The sequence below is a fragment of the Metabacillus dongyingensis genome, from assembly GCF_019933155.2.
GTDB classification, from domain to species: domain Bacteria; phylum Bacillota; class Bacilli; order Bacillales; family Bacillaceae; genus Bacillus_P; species Bacillus_P dongyingensis.
Genome location: NZ_CP082944.1, coordinates 1,263,604 through 1,281,238 on the forward strand (window position 1 = coordinate 1,263,604; position 17,635 = coordinate 1,281,238).

Annotated in this window: 19 protein-coding genes; 13 read left to right on the forward strand and 6 right to left on the reverse strand. The window is 41.4% G+C overall.

Annotated features, from left to right (window positions below):
* The first annotated feature begins 12 nt into the window (after window positions 1-12).
* The 3 genes from K8L98_RS06250 to K8L98_RS06260 all read left to right on the forward strand — a co-directional run bounded on the left by K8L98_RS06250 (window position 13) and on the right by K8L98_RS06260 (window position 2,094).
* The gene (locus K8L98_RS06250; RefSeq protein ID WP_223440486.1) at window positions 13-312 is read left to right on the forward strand and encodes a hypothetical protein; all 300 of its coding nucleotides are present in this window, start codon (window positions 13-15) and stop codon (window positions 310-312) included.
* A 112-nt stretch (window positions 313-424) separates the two neighbouring features.
* Window positions 425-1,639 (forward strand): threonine synthase, encoded by a 1,215-nt coding sequence (locus tag K8L98_RS06255; RefSeq protein ID WP_223440488.1) that lies wholly within the window; start codon window positions 425-427, stop codon window positions 1,637-1,639.
* An 80-nt stretch (window positions 1,640-1,719) separates the two neighbouring features.
* The gene (locus K8L98_RS06260; protein WP_223440490.1) at window positions 1,720-2,094 is read left to right on the forward strand and encodes a DUF948 domain-containing protein; all 375 of its coding nucleotides are present in this window, start codon (window positions 1,720-1,722) and stop codon (window positions 2,092-2,094) included.
* A gap of 24 nt (window positions 2,095-2,118) precedes the next feature.
* On the opposite strand, the gene K8L98_RS06265 is transcribed toward K8L98_RS06260, so the two are convergent.
* Window positions 2,119-3,054: a helix-turn-helix transcriptional regulator gene (locus K8L98_RS06265; RefSeq protein ID WP_223440492.1), complete on the reverse strand. Its 936-nt coding sequence runs from the start codon at window positions 3,052-3,054 to the stop codon at window positions 2,119-2,121.
* Window positions 3,055-3,147: 93 nt separating this feature from the next.
* Here K8L98_RS06265 and K8L98_RS06270 point away from each other — a divergent pair, with 93 nt between their 5' ends.
* Both K8L98_RS06270 and K8L98_RS06275 read left to right on the forward strand, forming a co-directional pair.
* A complete protein-coding gene (locus tag K8L98_RS06270) occupies window positions 3,148-3,291 on the forward strand; it encodes a dihydrofolate reductase family protein (protein WP_223440494.1) in 144 nt (47 codons plus the stop codon).
* 416 nt (window positions 3,292-3,707) lie between these two features.
* On the forward strand, window positions 3,708-4,085 hold the full coding sequence (locus tag K8L98_RS06275) for a dihydrofolate reductase family protein (RefSeq protein ID WP_223440497.1): 378 nt from the start codon (window positions 3,708-3,710) through the stop codon (window positions 4,083-4,085).
* A 35-nt stretch (window positions 4,086-4,120) separates the two neighbouring features.
* Here the strand turns inward: K8L98_RS06275 and K8L98_RS06280 are convergent, their stop codons facing one another.
* Window positions 4,121-5,362 (reverse strand): helix-turn-helix domain-containing protein, encoded by a 1,242-nt coding sequence (locus tag K8L98_RS06280; protein ID WP_223440499.1) that lies wholly within the window; start codon window positions 5,360-5,362, stop codon window positions 4,121-4,123.
* Between the two features lie 170 nt (window positions 5,363-5,532).
* On the opposite strand from K8L98_RS06280, the gene K8L98_RS06285 reads away from it, so the two are divergent.
* Window positions 5,533-5,898 (forward strand): DUF485 domain-containing protein, encoded by a 366-nt coding sequence (locus K8L98_RS06285; RefSeq protein WP_223440500.1) that lies wholly within the window; start codon window positions 5,533-5,535, stop codon window positions 5,896-5,898.
* The gene (locus K8L98_RS06290) at window positions 5,895-7,463 is read left to right on the forward strand and encodes a sodium/solute symporter (protein WP_338037034.1); all 1,569 of its coding nucleotides are present in this window, start codon (window positions 5,895-5,897) and stop codon (window positions 7,461-7,463) included. The genes K8L98_RS06285 and K8L98_RS06290 overlap by 4 nt, the downstream gene beginning before the upstream one ends.
* 90 nt (window positions 7,464-7,553) lie before the next feature.
* On the opposite strand, the gene K8L98_RS06295 is transcribed toward K8L98_RS06290, so the two are convergent.
* From K8L98_RS06295 to K8L98_RS06305, 3 genes are read right to left on the reverse strand one after another with little or no spacing between them, the layout of a single operon-like run.
* Complete coding sequence (locus K8L98_RS06295; protein ID WP_223440502.1) at window positions 7,554-9,173, reverse strand: YndJ family protein; 1,620 nt, start codon at window positions 9,171-9,173, stop codon at window positions 7,554-7,556.
* Window positions 9,160-9,762: a DUF4166 domain-containing protein gene (locus K8L98_RS06300; RefSeq protein WP_223440503.1), complete on the reverse strand. Its 603-nt coding sequence runs from the start codon at window positions 9,760-9,762 to the stop codon at window positions 9,160-9,162. The genes K8L98_RS06295 and K8L98_RS06300 overlap by 14 nt, the downstream gene beginning before the upstream one ends.
* Window positions 9,749-10,675, reverse strand: coding sequence for a DoxX-like family protein (locus K8L98_RS06305; protein ID WP_223440504.1), 927 nt, complete (start codon window positions 10,673-10,675; stop codon window positions 9,749-9,751). The genes K8L98_RS06300 and K8L98_RS06305 overlap by 14 nt, the downstream gene beginning before the upstream one ends.
* A gap of 87 nt (window positions 10,676-10,762) precedes the next feature.
* Between K8L98_RS06305 and K8L98_RS06310 the strand changes: the two genes are divergently transcribed.
* The 6 genes from K8L98_RS06310 to K8L98_RS06335 all read left to right on the forward strand — a co-directional run bounded on the left by K8L98_RS06310 (window position 10,763) and on the right by K8L98_RS06335 (window position 16,351).
* Window positions 10,763-11,335, forward strand: coding sequence for a histidine phosphatase family protein (locus K8L98_RS06310; RefSeq protein WP_223440505.1), 573 nt, complete (start codon window positions 10,763-10,765; stop codon window positions 11,333-11,335).
* 77 nt (window positions 11,336-11,412) lie between these two features.
* On the forward strand, window positions 11,413-12,267 hold the full coding sequence (locus K8L98_RS06315) for an AraC family transcriptional regulator (protein WP_223440506.1): 855 nt from the start codon (window positions 11,413-11,415) through the stop codon (window positions 12,265-12,267).
* Between the two features lie 396 nt (window positions 12,268-12,663).
* Window positions 12,664-13,383 (forward strand): DUF2161 domain-containing phosphodiesterase, encoded by a 720-nt coding sequence (locus K8L98_RS06320; RefSeq protein WP_223440508.1) that lies wholly within the window; start codon window positions 12,664-12,666, stop codon window positions 13,381-13,383.
* A 243-nt stretch (window positions 13,384-13,626) separates the two neighbouring features.
* A complete protein-coding gene (locus tag K8L98_RS06325; protein WP_223440510.1) occupies window positions 13,627-14,493 on the forward strand; it encodes an AraC family transcriptional regulator in 867 nt (288 codons plus the stop codon).
* A 267-nt stretch (window positions 14,494-14,760) separates the two neighbouring features.
* Window positions 14,761-15,615 carry an STAS domain-containing protein gene (locus K8L98_RS06330; protein ID WP_223440511.1) on the forward strand — a complete coding sequence of 285 codons (855 nt, stop codon included), beginning with the start codon at window positions 14,761-14,763 and terminating at the stop codon, window positions 15,613-15,615.
* 118 nt (window positions 15,616-15,733) lie between these two features.
* Entirely contained in the window at window positions 15,734-16,351 is a 618-nt protein-coding gene (locus tag K8L98_RS06335) for a DedA family protein (protein ID WP_223440512.1), read from the forward strand.
* Between the two features lie 44 nt (window positions 16,352-16,395).
* On the opposite strand, the gene K8L98_RS06340 is transcribed toward K8L98_RS06335, so the two are convergent.
* Window positions 16,396-17,565 (reverse strand): FtsW/RodA/SpoVE family cell cycle protein, encoded by a 1,170-nt coding sequence (locus K8L98_RS06340; RefSeq protein WP_223440513.1) that lies wholly within the window; start codon window positions 17,563-17,565, stop codon window positions 16,396-16,398.
* Window positions 17,566-17,635 lie beyond the last annotated feature (70 nt).

The window sequence follows — 17,635 nt, forward strand, 5'->3', positions numbered from 1 at the left end:
TGTTTAGGTTTTTTGTTTAGACTCTTTTTTCTTTTAGGTGCGTCATTTTTTGTTTTGATTACAGGAGTGCTTGCCATTTTTAAGTTTATTGCGATTCCTTTTGAGGGGACCTTCGGTGAATTCCTGCAGATATACTTGATCTGGCTTGTGGGGAGCTACTTTGTTGGATGGTTCATTGAGGAAAAAATGAGAAATGATGATGTTGAGACCGGCAGTTTTTTTATCGATGCATTGTTGTGGTTTAATGTTTTAAATTATAAAATGATCAATCAGATTCTCAGACGGAGACATAATCGGGAAAGCAGCCGTTAAGTTTGACTATAAAAAAAAGATAAGCTATCTTTCTATACATATGCTGATCGGAAAACCGAAGGCCCTTAACATCCACTTGTTAGGGGTTTTTTCTTTTAGGAGGGATTTGTTCATGAACTATAGTTATCTATCACATTTAAGCTGTCCGAAATGCGGGGCGGAGTATTCAGCAGAAACGATTCAGCAGCTTTGCACGTGCGGATCGCCGTTACTGGTAAACTATCATTTGGATCAAATTAAATCTGTTTTGACGAAAGAAGAGGTAAGTCATCGGGAGAACAGTCTATGGAAATATCATGAGCTGCTGCCGGTAGAAAATCCGGACAATATTGTTTCGATGGGAGAGGGCATGACACCGCTGCTTAAGATGGCCAGAATCGGAGGCGAACTCGGGATTCAACATCTTCTTATGAAAGATGAAGGTCTCATTCCAACCGGTTCTTTTAAAGCGAGAGGAGCTGCTGTCGGTATTTCCAAAGCGAAGGAACTGGGTGTGAAAACATTTGCAATGCCGACAAACGGGAATGCGGGTGCAGCGTGGTCACTCTATGCAGCAAGAGCGGGAATTGAGCCGTATATTATCATGCCTCTTGATGCGCCTCTTATTACTAGAAAAGAAACAGCAATATCCGGTGCGAACTTGTATTTAATTGATGGATTAATAAGTGATGCAGGCAAAGTTGTAGCGCAGGTTGTAAGTGATGAGGGTTTTTACGATGCTTCTACTCTAAAAGAGCCATACCGCATTGAAGGGAAAAAGACGATGGGGTATGAAATTGCGGAACAGCTGAATTGGAGTGTGCCTGATGTTATTTTGTACCCGACTGGCGGGGGTGTGGGCATAATCGGAATCTACAAAGCACTTCTTGAATTGCAGGAGCTTGGCTGGATCAGCAAGGACAAGCTTCCCCGTCTTGTTGCTGTTCAGGCTGAGGGCTGCGCACCAATTGTGAAAGCTTTTGATGAAGGCAAAACGGAATCAGAGTTCTGGGAAAACTCGCAGACGGATGCGTTTGGCATTAATGTTCCTAAAGCGATAGGTGATTTTCTGGTTCTTCAGGGAATTTATGATACGAATGGCTGTGCAATTGCTGTTTCTGAAAAAGAGATTCAAGAGGAGCAGTCACATGTTGCTGAATTAGAAGGCTGTTTTATTTGTCCCGAGGGGGCGGCGACTTTTGCAGCGGCACGTATTTTAAGAGAAAGAAACTGGATTAAAGAAGATGAGACAGTAGTCTGCCTGAATACAGGGCAGGGAATCAAATATCCGGAAACTGTTCATGCAGAAGCACCGCTTCTTCGAAAAGGTGAAATGCTGAAACTATAAGCTTCTACTGGCCATGGCCGAAACATATAATTTACCAATGTACAGCATGTCTTGTACATAATCGGCCGTGGGGGTGCTATATGTTAATTGAGCTAAGTGCTGTCGGAGCTGCTTTAGCGTTTATTTGTCTTGTCGGGTATTTGATTCAAACGCTCAGAAGGGGAATGGTTACACTCGAAGAGACTAATGAGACGCTAGTTGAGGTAAGAAAGGCTGTTCATGATTTGACTGGAGAGGCTGAGGATCTGATTCACTCTGCCAATCAAATTACAGTCGATGTGAAAAGCAAGATGAAATCGGTAGAACCTTTGCTTGAATCTGCTCAGGATATGGGCGAGGTCATCCACAGTGTAACGAATACAGTAAAACAGGCGGCAACTGGGTATGGATATGGACTTCCGCCTGTGAAAAACGATAAGGCGCCAAACCGCGAAGTGAAAATTAAGCTAAAATGAAAATTCCCCGGAAAGGGGAATTTTTTAATGGTTATACCGATCCAGCATGGCACGCGCATGTGATAATATCACCTCTATCAGTTCCTGCGGTTCTTCTACGAAAGCATCCCCTCCAAGCAAATAAAAGTATCTCGCCATATAGTTGATTTCATCAATAGGGATTTTGGAAGAGATGCTGCCTGTTCCATCATTATGCAGAGTGATATGATCAGCAAGGGATGGTATGCTCTTGCATTCCCTCACTCCATTTTTGGTCAATTGAACCTTAAAAGGAATCTGTTCCCGCTCTTCCATTTTAGAAACCCATTCTGACAGGTTCGTTCTTATAGATACTTCTGCATCCATGAACTTAATGCCGCAGATTCGGTCCACTCTGAATAATCGGTCTTCCTGATGGCTGTAGTCATAGGCTGGACAATACCATAACCCTTTAGATGCATAAATGCCATATGGAAGAATTTTGCGAAAGGCTTTTCCTTTTTTTCCCTCATATTCTATCTCGATCTGCTTTTGGCTGACGGCGCTGACGAGAACATCATTTAAAAAAGGCGCGGAAACTTTCTGAGGAGGAGTCCAAAAGGAAATGTGATTCTTTATTTCGTTTATTTTCTTTTTGATTGCGTCATTAAATGATAAATATAGTTTATCGGAAGCGGCCTTAATTTCAGTTTGAAACGGCAGGGTTTGGTAGTGCATCAGGTGCTCATATGAAAAATATAAAGCCAGTCCTTCGTCTTCAGTAAAGAAAAGCGGCGGAAGAATGTTATTTTTCAAAACAGTGTACCCCCCGTGAGGTCCTTGTTTACTATATAGAGGCATGCCCCATTGTTCAAGCTCGGCCAAATCACGCTGGATAGTGCGGACAGATACTCCAAACTCATTAGATAATTCGTCTGCCGTTACTTTTCTGTTCCGGTTTATGTAGAACAGGATACTGAATAATCGCTGAAATTTTGACATGTTTTTTTCCTTTCTGATCACGACTAATTTTGTCGTCATTATCTGTTACTATGAAAGCGAAAGTCAATCCTAATTACTAAAGGAGATGTAAATATGAGCCGGAAGATTGTTTTATTCATTGCAATTAGTCTTGATGGATACATTGCACGAAGACAGCACTTAATGCGGGCTTCAACACTAGATAAGTGCTTCAGAACCGAATTTGCAGCACTTAATATGGGCTCCGACACGATATAAGTGCTTCATAACCGAATTTGCAGCACTTAATATGGGCTCCGACACGATATAAGTGCTTCATAACCGAATTTGCAGCACTTAATATGGGCTCCGACACGATATAAGTGCTTCATAACCGAATTTGCAGCACTTAATGCGGACTTCAGCACCAGATAAGTGCTTCAAAACTGAATTTGCAGCACTTAATGCGGGCTTCTACACCAGATAAGTGCTTCAAAACTGAATTTACAGCACTTAATGTGGCTCCGACACGATATAAGTGCTTCAAAACTGAATTTGCTGCACACCAGATAAGTGTTTCATAGCCGAATTTGCTGCACTTAATATGAGATGGGGATATCAGCTGGCTAGATGAGGTTCAGGGTGAAGGGGACAATGGCTATAGTGAGTTTATCGGATCCGCTGATACGGTCGTGATGGGGAAAAAAACGTATGACCATGTTCTTGTTTTAACCAATAATCAGTATCCGTATGAAGGAAAAACCAGCTATGTATTTACAAGAAAAGAAACCAGCACAAATTCAGATATTCATTTTACAAATGAAGACCCTGTTTCGTTAGCTGGAAAATTAAAATCACAGCAAGGCAAAGACATATGGCTTGTTGGAGGAGCCGGACTATTGGACAGCTTTATGAAAAAAAATTTGGTCGATGAGTACATCATCACGACTGCCCCAATTATTTTAGGTGATGGCATTCCGCTGTTTAAGACAAATAATCCTGAAATCAGGCTAAAGCTGAAGAGCACCAGAAAGTTTAGGGAATTTGTACAGAATCATTATGTGAATGTCTGAAAAAACGCATGTAAGCTCCATGCGTTTCCTGAACTTTATACGAACAGAATTTCATCCGTCAAACGATATTCGCTCGGGGTAATGCTCACATATTTTTTAAAGGTAGAGCTGAAATAGTTCGGGGTATTAAAGCCAAGTTCATCTGCAATTTGCTCAATTGTCTGATCCGTATGCCGGAGCATCCAGACGGCGCGCTGCAGCCTGACGAAGGTTACATATTCTACAAAGCTGCGTCCGGTTTCCTTTTTGAAGAGTTTGCAGAAATAAGGGACACTGATGTTAATTTGATCTGCAACAATTTTAGTCGTCAGATCACTTTGACAGTGTTCAGCAATAAAGCTTGTACATGTATTGATTTGAGGATGATCGGTTATTTCCTCAAAATAGCGAAGGGAGAGCCGGTTGTAATGCGGAGTACGTCTTGCTTTGCGTGCTTCCCGGTAAGAATTGGACAAAAGCAAAGGCTCTCTGTAAATGGAACCGACACCTATATATAAATGAATGCCATGTTTATTTTTCAGTACTTCTATACCATGGAGCAATTTGCTTTCGCCTTCCTGCCAAGCCCGAATGGAAGAGAAGCCATGCGGAACCTGGATGAGCATAAGCAAATGTTTTTTGTAAGCAAGAAAAGACGGCTGCTGGCCCACTTGGGAAAAAAGCTCTTTAAAGACTGTCTGAATGAGAAGAGGGGCAGATTCTGCTTTTTCCCTGCTCTGATTGTGAATAAATCCCTGTATAAAGCAAACTGCGTTTGGGACTGAGTTATCAGGAAGATAGGACCGTGCTGCAAACAGCTCTTCTTCTGATTTTACTTCGGCACGGAGCAGTCTGCGCAGGAAAGCTTCTTGAAAAGGAAGGAGACGGGCATCAGTCCCGCGGTCCTGTTCCATCTGCTGAACGATCGAATCATAATTTGTTATGACTGCGCTTTCATTTTTATTGGACGTAATCACTTTTCTTAAGCTTTTAATAAATGTATGTTTTTTGACGGGTTTTACAAGCATGGATTGCAGCTGCAGTTCGATGGCAATTGGAGATGTTTTCAGCATAGATGTGTCAAGAAGCGGAAAGATGATGCAGTCATGGTGCTGTTTTTGCAGCCGGTGAATTTTGACCCAGTCAAATAGCTTGGCAATCTCTACAACGGCAATAGTAAGAGAACCGATTTTATTGCCTTCATCTGTTTGCAGGGAATCCTCTAATTCTTCATGTATCCATGCAGCCATTTTATCTTTTTCTGCTGTTTCTTCCACTATGAATGTAACGTTGTACACGCGTAATTCCCCATCCCTTACAGTATGTCTCTAGTACTAGTATACATGAAATGGTGAATATATTAAATATTTATACATTTCTGATAATTTATTGTAAGGTATGCCGTTTCCTTCTATTGTAAAATACAAGCATGCAGTGAAAATAGATAAAAACAAAGGGGGAACGGATTTTGGCCGCTGAGTTTAAAGACTATGATTATGTAGAAGCAGGGACAGTTGACGTTCGGGAGCTTGCGCCGCTTGATCAGCAGACACGCCACTTGATGAAAAGTGAATTTCGTACAGGTTCGAAACTCACACTGTTTTATTTTGCCTTTATTTTTGCGATGCCGATTCTGAATTGGTTTGCACCCGAGTTTATGTTTTCAAGTTTTTACGGCGGAATGACATATGCCTGGTTTTTTACAGGGATTGTTGCGATGGGAATGGCCTTTATTATTGCTTATATTCATACTGCTTTATATGAGAAGAGATTGAGAAAGAGCCAGACGACAGAAAGCTCCATTCATCCTTCTGACGGAAGAGGTGTCAACTGATGGCTGCTTTATTCGAACCAAAAATGCTGCTCACCATTTTTCTGATGGGAACGATTGTCTACATTACGTATCTTTCAAAGCGGAACACAACGGCTTCTGACTTTTTTGTAGGCGGCCGGAGCTTCGGATGGTTTACAAATGGATCTGCCATCGGAGGGGATTATTTAAGTGCTGCCACATTCCTCGGGATTGCAGGCCTGACGTTTCAGCTTGGCTATGATGGAGCCTATTATGCTTTTTGCTTCTCTATCGGATTGACCCTTCTGGCAATCTTTGTTGCGGGACCGCTGCGCAGATTTGGTGCCTATACGGTTGCGGATTTTCTTGGCTACCGCTTTCACAGCAAACGGGCCCGACTGGCCGCGGTTGCCGTCGTATTGGCTATTTCAGGTTTCTATGCTGCACCGCAATTATTGGGAGCGGCACAAATTTTAAGCATGTTCTTTGGTACAAGCTATGAATTTGGAATTATTTTTACTTGCAGTGTCATGATCTTCTATGTTGGAATCGGCGGAATGAAAGGAACTACTTTAAACCAGGCGCTCGAATTATGGATTCGACTTGGCGCATTTATTTTAATGGTAGTAGCGGCCATTTACGGCGGTTTATATTATGAAAGAATTCTTGCATCCGTTACAGAATTTACAGGAACCATTGCCGGAACTGCAACGTTTGCCCCTGACGGAAAAGACGTTGTTCATGACGGTCAAACTTGGATTGGCACCGGAAACTACTTTCCTTCCTTCTGGCAGACTATTTCCATGACAATCGGACTTGCGTTAGGTACGATTGGTCTTCCGCATATTCTATTGCGCTTTTATACAAACCCAAGTGCAAAGGCCGCTCGTAAATCAGCTCTTATGGCGATCCTAATTGCAAGCGTTTTCTTTTTCTTCGCGGTTTACCTTGGAGCAGTTGGCAGATCTATTTTCTTAAGCGGTTCAGCGGATCCTCAAGTGATGAAAGATCTTGTAGCCGGTGGAAACAACATGGTCATTCCTTCAACTGCACAGGCTCTAGGCGGAGAATGGCTGCTTGGGCTTGTTATTGCAGGCGCATTTGCAGCAGTATTCTCAAACTTGTCCGGATTATTTATCGCAAGCTCTGGTGCTTTGGCACATGATTTATATGCTACTTTTTTAAGAAAAAATATCACTCAAAAAGAACGCGTTATAGCAGGTAAGGTCTCAATTCTCGTTTTAGGCGTTCTATATGGAGCTCTTGGTCTTCTTGTAAAAGAAGCATCAATTGGTCACCTTGTTGCACTGGCCTTTACTGTTGCTGCAAGTACATTTACACCTATCTTCATCCTCGGTATCTGGTGGAGAGGCATGACAGAAAAAGGGGCAATTGCAGGACTGGTTCTCGGGCTGCTTTCTTCCATGTATATGATTTTCTTCCCGACGACACTGCCTGAATTCCTTCAATTCAGAGTACCTGGACTGATTACCGTTCCAATCGGATTCCTGTCTGTTTACATTGTATCGAAACTTGACCGTAAAGTTCCATCTGATGTAAACGACTTTATGAGAAAAGTGCATTCGAAAGAATCTGAGATTGCTTAACAATAATAGGGAAGAGGGCTGAATCAAGCTCTCTTTTTTTGTGGTCATTTTAGATTTGCATAGACCCGTAACCTTATGGACAAGGCGAATTCAGCGATCATGTTCCATTAACGGAGGCGGGTATCTTTTTACTATTGAATAATGAATGGTTAAAAAGGGAATCGAAAAAATCCACATTTTATGCTTGGCGGTCAAACCCCCCCGCGGTGCTTCCAAAACTTGAAAAACTTCTTCAATTGGGAGCTTAAAAAGATACTGTTTGTAAGCTAAGTAGACACCCGCATCTGAATCAGGCTTCTCTCTTTTGCTGGAAAGCTGAAGGTTCTGCCCATTCTGCTTGAGTTCCAGTATCCCAATCATAGCTGAGCGGGGGAGAGGAAGCGCAATGTTCATATAGGTTATTTCATTTGTTCTGTGATACGAATAGAGGGCTACAAAGGCAGTTTCGCCATTTACTTTCCTCACCCATGCCCGGGCAGATTCTCTCTCATCGTGTTCTTTTTTTACCGGATAGATGTTTCCGGTCATTTCAGCCTGCTTGCTTGATACCGGCAGATTAATTTGTTTCACTTGCCGGCTGAATAGTCGGTAGAGGATTGCGAATGGCTTGAACCAGTTGTGCCATTTCACCTCTGCAAGCAGGCGGTATTGATTCGTATTTTCATAAAAGCTGATAATGTCTTTAGACAGTGTTTTCAGAGAAATGTGAGGTTCATAGATTCCCATATTATCTACCAGTCCATCGTATTCAGCTGAATTCTTGTCTGTAATCTTATCCAGTATTTTTTCGCCAATCACTTTTTTTCCTCTGACTTTGCTGATTGGAAAGGCCGCAGCCTCTGGGGCAGAAGGCGTGAAAATGGACCATCCAATCACCCCAAGTAAAGCAAATAAGCCGCAATTCAGGATGCCATGAAAAGTAAGCATAAAGGTAATGGTTACGGTGAAATCTCCCCATGCATTTCCCAGGGCATAAGCCAAAGAAAAAAGAATCGTGATCCCAAGAGATGAAAAGGACAGTCTGATCAGCCATTTCGCTTGATGAAGCGGCACATTAAATGAGAGATAGATCAAACCATAAATGCCAACAATGTAAAATAGGACAGACAATAGCTCAAGCCAGACTGAAAAAGTAATTCCCAGAGCTACTATAATTGGCGATGCAATCAGGATGGAAGTCGAAAGCCGGTAAAATGGAGGTTTATAAATTCTCCCCAAAAACCCTGCAAAAATCGGCAGCAAAAAGGAAGAATAGTGAAAGTGAATGCCTGTAAGCCACCTGATGATAGGGGAAAAGCCAGTTTCAATGTCTGCTGTATGGGCAAAGAACCAGGCACCGCCGACCATTAAGGAAAACAGACCCATATCCACGGAAAACTCCTCAAAATGGATAAAACCCCGGCTTAAAAAACGTGAGCATCCATAAACTGCTGCGATAATCGTAAAGAACAAATAGACACCTGCAAAAAAGACATCAAATGAGTTTTCACCCGTTATTTGCAAGATAAATACAGATGCATAGCCAGGAATCGAAACATAAGGATACAGCTTATAAAACCAGTCCCCTTTTTTCATAACGAGCTGCAAAACAAGCGGAACATAGACAAGCTGTGCTGCTGTAAGCAGTAGAAAATACCATGGACCTGCATGGAAAAGCACGGATAATAGAAATAAAACAATGTGAATAATAGCTATGCTACGAAATTTCATCTGCTGTAAACTCTCCTTCATATGTAAAAACAGTGCCAATGACAGGATTTTTGACTGCAACCTTTATTAAAAAGATATTTCTTTCATCGTCATATGATTCTGTAACCGAGGCCAATCCCTGAAGCATTCTCGGCATGGGAATCTCAAGATTTAATAGAACAAGCCGCTGACATCTGGACTCTATTTTTAATTGCCCGCTATCATTCACATGGAAAGCTAAATCTGAATAGAACAGTTTCGGCTCACCCAGGTAATCTTTAATCAAGTTTTTCTTAGAATCCAGACTCATTAATGCATTGAAGTACCTTTTTTTATTTTTAAAATAAAAGATCCGTTCCCAGTGAACCTGTTCTTCTCCGTTTGAACCAGTGCACGGTGTATTCCTGATCGTAAACGGAATATCTTTCCCATACTCCGGAAACAGGATTTTAAAGCGGACTTCTGCTAAAAAGAAGGGATATAACCATTTAGGACCGCCTTTTATTGTTCTCATCACCCCTTTAGCTGTAAAGGGAACCTCATGCCTTTTTTGAAGCTTGGGATGGAGCCGTTTATACTGATCGCCTAAAACACTTCTATAAATAGACATCGTTATCTCCTACTCTCTTTCTCTTGCAGCTGCTTGCTGTCGGTAGATCCCGGCTTTGGAAAAATCCAATGATAGAAAGGATGAATAAAGCAGCATTGAAGGTAATTGGACTGAATGGATGAACCAGGTTTGCAGGCTCCGCCAAAACGGCTGAAAGCGATAGAAGCGGAAAAACCATGATCTGCACGCCAAATAACCTTCTTTTATTAATCGGCAAAAGCCACAGCAGTCCGAATAGAATTTCAGCTATGCCAACCGCAGATACGATTGAGGAAGCCTGTCTCACTGAAATGGACAGCAAGTTTTGTGTCATAGATACTTCTTCAGGCTGCTGGAAAAGCAATTTAGGCACTGTGCCATGATAGGTCCATATAAAAAAGAAAAGAAAAGAAATAAGCCATGTACTAAAAAAGCGTAAATACTGGGAGGCTGGCGCTTCGTTCTTTTCAAGCCATCTTTTCAGGACATCAAAGCTTAAGGCAGTTGCCCAGCCGATTAACGGCCGAAAGACCATTCCATCACAGAACGTTCCTAATCGGCCAAAGTTCACTTTATAATCGTATTGTGTCAGAAAAACAAGTGTGTCTTGTTTTTGTTTGTACTTCCAGTAACCCTTGCCTTCTTTGATAAGGGACATTTTTTGATCAGTTCCGAAATGAAGGGAAGATGTCCTCGATCCATCTTCAGCATGAAAGGTCCCTGCACTTTTTCCCCATCCTTGGACGCTCTGCCCAAAGCCAATGTTGGTTTTGTATAAAAAATGCTGAGGTTCGTTCTCTTTTTTCGGAAGGTATGTAATCGATGAAAAACGCAAATCCCAGCTCGAATGCAAGTCTGGAGTTTGTGTTGCGTTCCATAGTTTTTCCATGTCTGAGCCGATCAGTATTTCTACGTAAATTGGTTTTCTTTTCATCGTCTTCACCTCACTTTTAGAGTATCATAATCTTAGATGGAAGAATTAGAGAATGATAGAAATTAATTGAAAGGAATGGATCCAATCATGACGAAAATAGGGATTATCCGACATGGACGCACGGCTTGGAATGTAGAGAGAAGAGCACAAGGGAGCTCAGATATTCCGCTTGATGAAAATGGAATGGCAGAAGCAGTGAAGCTCGCGGAAAGGTTAAGCTCTGAGGACTGGAATCTGATTTATGCAAGTCCGTTAGCAAGGGCAAAACAGACCGCGGAATACATAGCAGCAAAGCTTGGAAATCTGCCTATTCAATTCGATGCAAGACTAAAGGAAGTGGATGGAGGTCAAATCGAAGGAACGACAGAAGCGGAAAGAATAAAGAAATGGGGAGCTGACTGGAGGGAGCTCGATCTTGGAATTGAGAAGACTGAAGCTGTCATCAAAAGAGGTCAGTTGTTTTTTGAAGAATTAATAAAGAAGCACCCTGAAAAAAACATTTTGATTGTCAGTCACGGAATGTTTATCTCCCACTTTTTAAGACAGGCGGTGCCTCATTTAGAAATGAAGGATGCACTGAGAAATACGTCGATCTCGACAATCGTCAAAGGGGAAAAAGGGTGGGATTGCGACTTATATAATTGTACAAGGCATTTGTAAGAGCAGTCACCGCAAAGCATAAAATGACAGGATTTAAAGAATCTGAATTGGTAAGATTGGTTCAAGGAGTGAGCGATATGACATGGATTAGGTCAATACAGAAGGCGATTGACTATATGGAAGAACATTTGCTTGAAGATATTTCAATTGAACAGATTGCTAAAGAGGCAAATGCTTCAGCCTTTCATTTTCAGCGGACGTTTACCATCTTAACGGACATTTCTGTTGGGGAATATCTCCGGCGCAGACGTTTAACATTAGCCGCCCAGGAACTTGCAAACAGCCGCTCTAAAGTGATTGATCTTGCCTATAAGTATGGCTATGACACTCCCGAATCGTTTACAAAGGCTTTCAGGCGGCAGCACGGGATTTCACCTAGTGATGCCAGAAAAAGCACGTGTAAACTAAAATTCTACAGCCGCCTGACCATTCAGGTGAGTTTGAAAGGGGCAGATCCATTGAATTACAAAGTGGCAGAACGAAAAGGGTTTGATGCAGTCGGGATTAAACGTGAGTTTTCTTGTGAGAATGAGGAAAATCTGATTGGAATTCCTAAGCTTTGGAATGAAGTAAATCAGGATGGAACCAATGAGCAGCTGATGAATCTGAACAATGGAGAAATTAAAGGCGTGATGGGAATTTGTGTAGCAGGCAGCAACAAGATGATGGATTATTGGGTAGCTGCAGAGTATGACGGTGAACCGCCTGAAGGCCTGTCAAAGCTTACAATTCCAGCGGCAAAATGGGTTGTATTTGAAGTTCATGGCCCTATGCCGGAAGCGATGCAAAATGCGTGGAAGCAAATTTTCTCAGAATGGTTCCCGACGAGCGGATATGAGCATGCCGGCACACCTGATTTAGAAGTGTATTCAAATGATGATCCATTTAGTTCAGACTATTATTCAGAGATTTGGATTCCGGTTAAAGCATAAAAGATGATATAAGATAAACACTCCTGATTTATTTGGAGTGTTTTTTGTAAAAGGGCGAGGCTGTTGCAAATTTAACATCCGCTCACATAATTACGAATCTACTTGCCAAACCATCTTTTCCAAAGCTTTTTAGATTGTGCAGGTTCAGTTATCGTTTCATTTTTGAGTGTTTCTTGAATTTCCGGTGCCCCAAGCGCTCCTGGTTCGTCATCACAGGTTACCTCTGAACTGATTTGCGTTTTTTCTCAAGAAAGGTCCCTCCCTCCCTCCCTCCATCAATTGATATGATTGAGCTTATTTTCTTGTCTGATTATATTCATCCATTTAGTACTGATGCATTTTTTGATACGCATTTTATGATAGTGTTAGATTAAATGAAAATGCGGGGTATTAGGAATGAAACAGGATAAAATTTTAGAAAAGGATTTATATCTGCCAATACAAAGATATTTTTTAAAACAGGGATTTGAGGTGTATGGAGAAGTAAATGACTGTGATCTGGCTGCGGTTAAGGCTGAAGAACTGATTTTAGTTGAACTGAAGCTCAGGTTAAACGTAGACTTGCTCATTCAGGCTGCAAAAAGACAGCGGTATACTGAGCAAGTTTATATTGCTATTCCCAAACCATCATACAGTTTGCGTTCAAAAAAATGGAAGGATCTTTGCTACTTGGTGAAGCGGCTGGAGCTCGGTCTGATTATCGTGTCTTTTCGTCAAGGAAAAGGCTATGCTGAAATGAAAATGGAGCCTGCTTCCTTCGATAGAGGTAAAAGTATGAAGCAAAGCAAGAAAAAGAGAGACAGAATACTCGCTGAAATTGCCGGGAGAAGCGGAGATCATAATGTCGGCGGAGTGAACAAAACGAAAATCATGACAGCTTACAAGGAAAGATGCATTCACATTGCCTGCTGCCTCGAGCGGAAAGGTCAGCTCAGTCCTAAAATTCTCCGAGAAATGGGAACGGGCGATAAAACGCTCTCGATCCTAAATAAAAATTACTATGGCTGGTTTGAGAGGGTAGAGAGAGGGACGTATACCTTGAGTGAAACCGGAAAAAAAGGATTGCTGATGCATGAAGCATTGAGTGAGTACTACTATACTAAGATTGAAGATTAGATCCTGCGGTTATGTGTGCTGCAGGTTTTTATTGTTAGTCTGAAGATTTCTGATTTTAGCAGAACAAATCAGGAAAACGGATTTAATAGTTGAATGACGGCTGAAAATTTGACAAGGTCGGTCTTGGGTGAGAGCAAAATGACATGATGCAAGTAATTATTCGAAATATAGCACGAAAAATCAAAAAAGGAATACAGGCATCTTGTAAAATATGGGTATAGGGACGACGAAGGGTGTGAAGACATGGATACGTATCATCGGATTCAAAATGCAATTGAGTATATTGAAACAAATCTCTTTGAAGATTTAAAGATTCACCACGTTGCATCTCAGGCTTTTTTCTCTCCGTTTCACTTTCAGAGAATGTTTCAGGCAATTTCAGGATTTACTGTTCAAGAATATATTCGAAACAGAAGGCTGTCTGAAGCAGCTGTTCTTCTGAAAAAAGACATACCTATATTACAAATAGCACTCGATTGCCAATATGGCTCGCAAGAATCGTTTACAAGATCATTCTCTGCTTTCGCAGGAATACCGCCATCTAAGTACCGTAAATCACAGATATCCCTAAAGCTGCAGCCTAAAATGAATTTTCTGGATTTCAAGCAAAGGATTAGAGGTGAATTTCAAGTGAACAAGCCTCAGATTGTGAACCTTTCACCTATTCATATCATCGGATGTGAATACAAAACAAACTTAAACAATGATGCCCATTATGAAGAAATACCAGGATTCTATCATGATTTCGGCATGAATGAATACTATATGAAAATAGCAGATAAACTCGCGCCGGGCATGGCCTACGGTATCGCCTGCAGCTTTAAAGATGATGGAGGTTTTTCATTTATCATTGGTGAGGAAGCAAAAGAATCAAATGCTATATTACATGAGCCCCTTATTCATTTTAAAATTCCTGAAGGGAAATACGCGGAATTCAAAGTGAACGGCTCCGCCGACTCGGTTCAAAATAACCGCAGGTACATATACGGCACTTGGCTGCCTCAATCCAATTTTGAACGGAGAGAGGGACCGGATTTTGAGGTAACGGATGTACTGGGCTCAAGCTACCCTGACAAAATGAAGATAAATATTTATATTCCTGTTTATTAAACCAATTCTTTCGAGAAGAATTGGTTTTTTGATGACAGAAATCTGTAAAATGGGTTTAGAGCTGATTTGAGGAATCATACACCTCCAATGGTTACCAGATTCATGTTTTTGCGCAGTTATAGGGAATCAAACGCTCAGTATGATTACCTGGGCCACATAAGGTCACGATTGGAAATTTTTTTTCGAAAGCTTATACACAAATGGTTTGAGATTCTAACCGTATAGTACTATCCTTATAGATAGAACATCGTTTTGGAAAGGAGAGCCATGCAGACTGAAAACAAATTAAACATAACCCTTAAGAAAATAAATAAAGAGATTATAGATCAAAAACAAGAACTGATCCAAGCAATAAAAGGAGAAAAGGGCATCAAATATCCGAATTTCAATCAGTCTAACAGCGGGGAGCTTTCAAATTGGAGAGAAAAATTGGTGAATGTTTATGCTGAAGCGATTTTGCTTGAGAAGCAGGAATCCATTGTTTTCTTAAACAGCTGGGGAAGAGAAACGGCTGATTTGCTGATTGCGATTCAATTTCCGCTGGATCTTGCCATGAAAGAAATCAAGTTTTACCGGGATATGATTGGCGGCATTATTAAAGAACAGGCGAAGGCCGCCAGTTTATCTCTGGATGAATTTTACGAACTGCTTTCTTCTTTTGATCATGTGGTGGATCATGCCATTCATCTGATCAGTGTATTTTATATGAAAAAATACTCAACAAACATTCAATCTGCCAAAAATGCAGTTGATGAGTTATCTGTGCCAATCGTGAATGTATCAGAAAAAATTGGGGTTCTTCCTTTAATCGGAGACCTTGATACACAGCGTGCACAAGTATTGATGGACGTTGCTTTAACGAAAAGTGCTGAATGTGAATATGAGTATTTGATTATTGATTTATCGGGCGTGCCTGTCATTGATACGATGGTGGCACACCAAATTTTCAAAGTGCTGGATGCTCTTCAGCTGCTGGGCGTTGAAACAAAATTGAGCGGAATCCGCCCTGAAATTGCCCAGACTATGATAAGTCTCGGTCTTGATTTTAAAGATGCAAAATCCTTTTCAAGTCTGCATCTTGCCTTGAAATATATAGGATTTGAACAGATAAATGGAGGATAGCCTGACGCGGTATCTCTGTATGGGATGCCGTGTTTTTAATAACGGGCGCATGCGTTTTAAAAGATTCAGCAAAGGGAAATGATTTTAAAGAAAAGGCCGCAGTGAAGGAGTGAAGTAATTGGAGAACTGGATTACGGATTTTATGGAGCAATATGGATACTTTGGCATCTTCCTGATGATCGCATTAGAAAACATATTCCCTCCTATTCCTTCAGAAGTTGTTTTGCCTTTTGGAGGCTTCATGACAACCAATTCCGATATGAATGTGATTGGAGTCATACTCGCTGCTACAGCAGGTTCTGTTGTCGGTGCAGTCATTTTATTCTGGATTGGACTGCAGCTGGATGTTGAACGGCTCGAAAAAATCATTGATAAGTGGGGGCATGTCCTAAGGGTAAAGAAGAAGGATGTCCACCGGGCAGATGCATGGTTTGATAAATACGGCATATGGACCGTCTTTTTCTGCCGTATGATTCCTCTGCTTCGCAGCCTCATCTCCATTCCGGCGGGCATGTCGAATATGAATTTTCTGAAATTTGTTCTATTTACAACCTTTGGAACCCTAATTTGGAATATTGCACTTGTTATGCTGGGGGCATCACTCGGTGAGGCCTGGCCTAAAATCAATGATTATGTAGGTGTCTATTCGTCAGTCATTTATGCAGTCCTTGGAGTTGCCGCAGTTGTATTTATTATCTGGTTTATTCGCAGACGGCAAACGAAGCGTACACAGTAAAAGGATGAAAAAGACCAAATCCGAGTGGGGAGTGGGTCTTTTTTTTATGCAGCCTGAGGCTTACTGTATGTCTGTTTAAATGTATTCATCATGGAAATGTTCACAAGTATTCCAGCAGAGATGCAGAGCAGGATCAGCGATGATCCCCCGTAGCTTACGAATGGAAGGGTAACGCCCGTAATCGGAAGCAGTCCGGCTACCGCTCCAAGGTTGACGATTGCCTGAATCCCGATCATGGATGAAATGCCAATCGCAAGGAGTGAGCCAAATGGATCCGGACAGTTTTTGCTGATCGCAAAGCCTTTTAGCACGATAAACGCAATCAGCCCGATGACAAAGAGTACTCCGAACAGCCCTAACTCTTCACTGATGACTGCCATAATAAAATCCGTATGACTTTCAGGCAAATAGCCATATTTTTGAATGCTGTTTCCAAGGCCGAGCCCGACCATGCCGCCGCTGCTGATTGCATAGTAGGAGCTGACCAGCTGATAGCCTGAATCGGCGATATTTTCAAAGGGATCCATAAAACCTGTAAATCTCGACATCCTCTCAGATGAGAAGACATCTGCTAATTTATTTGTGACAAATAAAAGCAAAAGCCCGAGCGTCACTGCAAGCGCTGTAAAGGCCGATAATTTAATAAAGCTTTTTAACGTAATACCGGAACAAAGAATGATGATCGCTGCATTCAATAAAATGATGAGTGCTGTTCCAAAATCGGGCTGAAGCAAAATCAAAATAAAGATCACCACAACAAAAATAACAGGCGGCAAAATGGCGTTGCCGAAATCATCCATATATCTCTGCTTTTTTGCAAGCAGAGCTGATAAATAAATAATCACCCACATCTTTGCAAACTCTGCGGGCTGAATAGCTGCTCCGCCGAATTTCACCCAGCTTTGAGCATTTCCAGCTGTATGCCCAAAAACGATGACAAACAATAAAGAACCAATGGATATGTAAAATAAGAGCTTAATCATTTTTTTCTGAAAAAAGATTTTATAAGGGAAAAATGATAGGACAGCAAACATAATGAACCCTATCAGCAGAGAAATACTCTGTTTTTTGAAAAAATAGCTGCTCGTCACATCGTATCTTAAGATGGATGTTATCACACTTGAGCTGTAAACCATAAGGAGCCCGAACGTACTTAAAATAAAAATGGCTGCTATTAATGAATAGTCGTAAGATTTAAGAATTCTGATGAACATGGTTGTGGCTCCTCTATTAAATTGGTGTGCAACATAGTAGATGTACCCAAAAAATTTGATGGAATAACCT

What these genes read in the sequence shown, in the direction of transcription:
- K8L98_RS06255 (WP_223440488.1), top strand. Translation starts at nt 425, where the DNA reads ATGAACTATAGTTATCTATCACATTTAAGCTGTCCGAAATGCGGGGCG.
- K8L98_RS06260 (WP_223440490.1), top strand. Translation starts at nt 1,720, where the DNA reads ATGTTAATTGAGCTAAGTGCTGTCGGAGCTGCTTTAGCGTTTATTTGT.
- K8L98_RS06265 (WP_223440492.1), bottom strand. Translation starts at nt 3,054, where the DNA reads ATGTCAAAATTTCAGCGATTATTCAGTATCCTGTTCTACATAAACCGG.
- K8L98_RS06270 (WP_223440494.1), top strand. Translation starts at nt 3,148, where the DNA reads ATGAGCCGGAAGATTGTTTTATTCATTGCAATTAGTCTTGATGGATAC.
- K8L98_RS06275 (WP_223440497.1), top strand. Translation starts at nt 3,708, where the DNA reads ATGGGGAAAAAAACGTATGACCATGTTCTTGTTTTAACCAATAATCAG.
- K8L98_RS06295 (WP_223440502.1), bottom strand. Translation starts at nt 9,173, where the DNA reads ATGAAATTTCGTAGCATAGCTATTATTCACATTGTTTTATTTCTATTA.
- K8L98_RS06300 (WP_223440503.1), bottom strand. Translation starts at nt 9,762, where the DNA reads ATGTCTATTTATAGAAGTGTTTTAGGCGATCAGTATAAACGGCTCCAT.
- K8L98_RS06305 (WP_223440504.1), bottom strand. Translation starts at nt 10,675, where the DNA reads ATGAAAAGAAAACCAATTTACGTAGAAATACTGATCGGCTCAGACATG.
- K8L98_RS06310 (WP_223440505.1), top strand. Translation starts at nt 10,763, where the DNA reads ATGACGAAAATAGGGATTATCCGACATGGACGCACGGCTTGGAATGTA.
- K8L98_RS06315 (WP_223440506.1), top strand. Translation starts at nt 11,413, where the DNA reads ATGACATGGATTAGGTCAATACAGAAGGCGATTGACTATATGGAAGAA.
- K8L98_RS06320 (WP_223440508.1), top strand. Translation starts at nt 12,664, where the DNA reads ATGAAACAGGATAAAATTTTAGAAAAGGATTTATATCTGCCAATACAA.
- K8L98_RS06325 (WP_223440510.1), top strand. Translation starts at nt 13,627, where the DNA reads ATGGATACGTATCATCGGATTCAAAATGCAATTGAGTATATTGAAACA.
- K8L98_RS06330 (WP_223440511.1), top strand. Translation starts at nt 14,761, where the DNA reads ATGCAGACTGAAAACAAATTAAACATAACCCTTAAGAAAATAAATAAA.
- K8L98_RS06340 (WP_223440513.1), bottom strand. Translation starts at nt 17,565, where the DNA reads ATGTTCATCAGAATTCTTAAATCTTACGACTATTCATTAATAGCAGCC.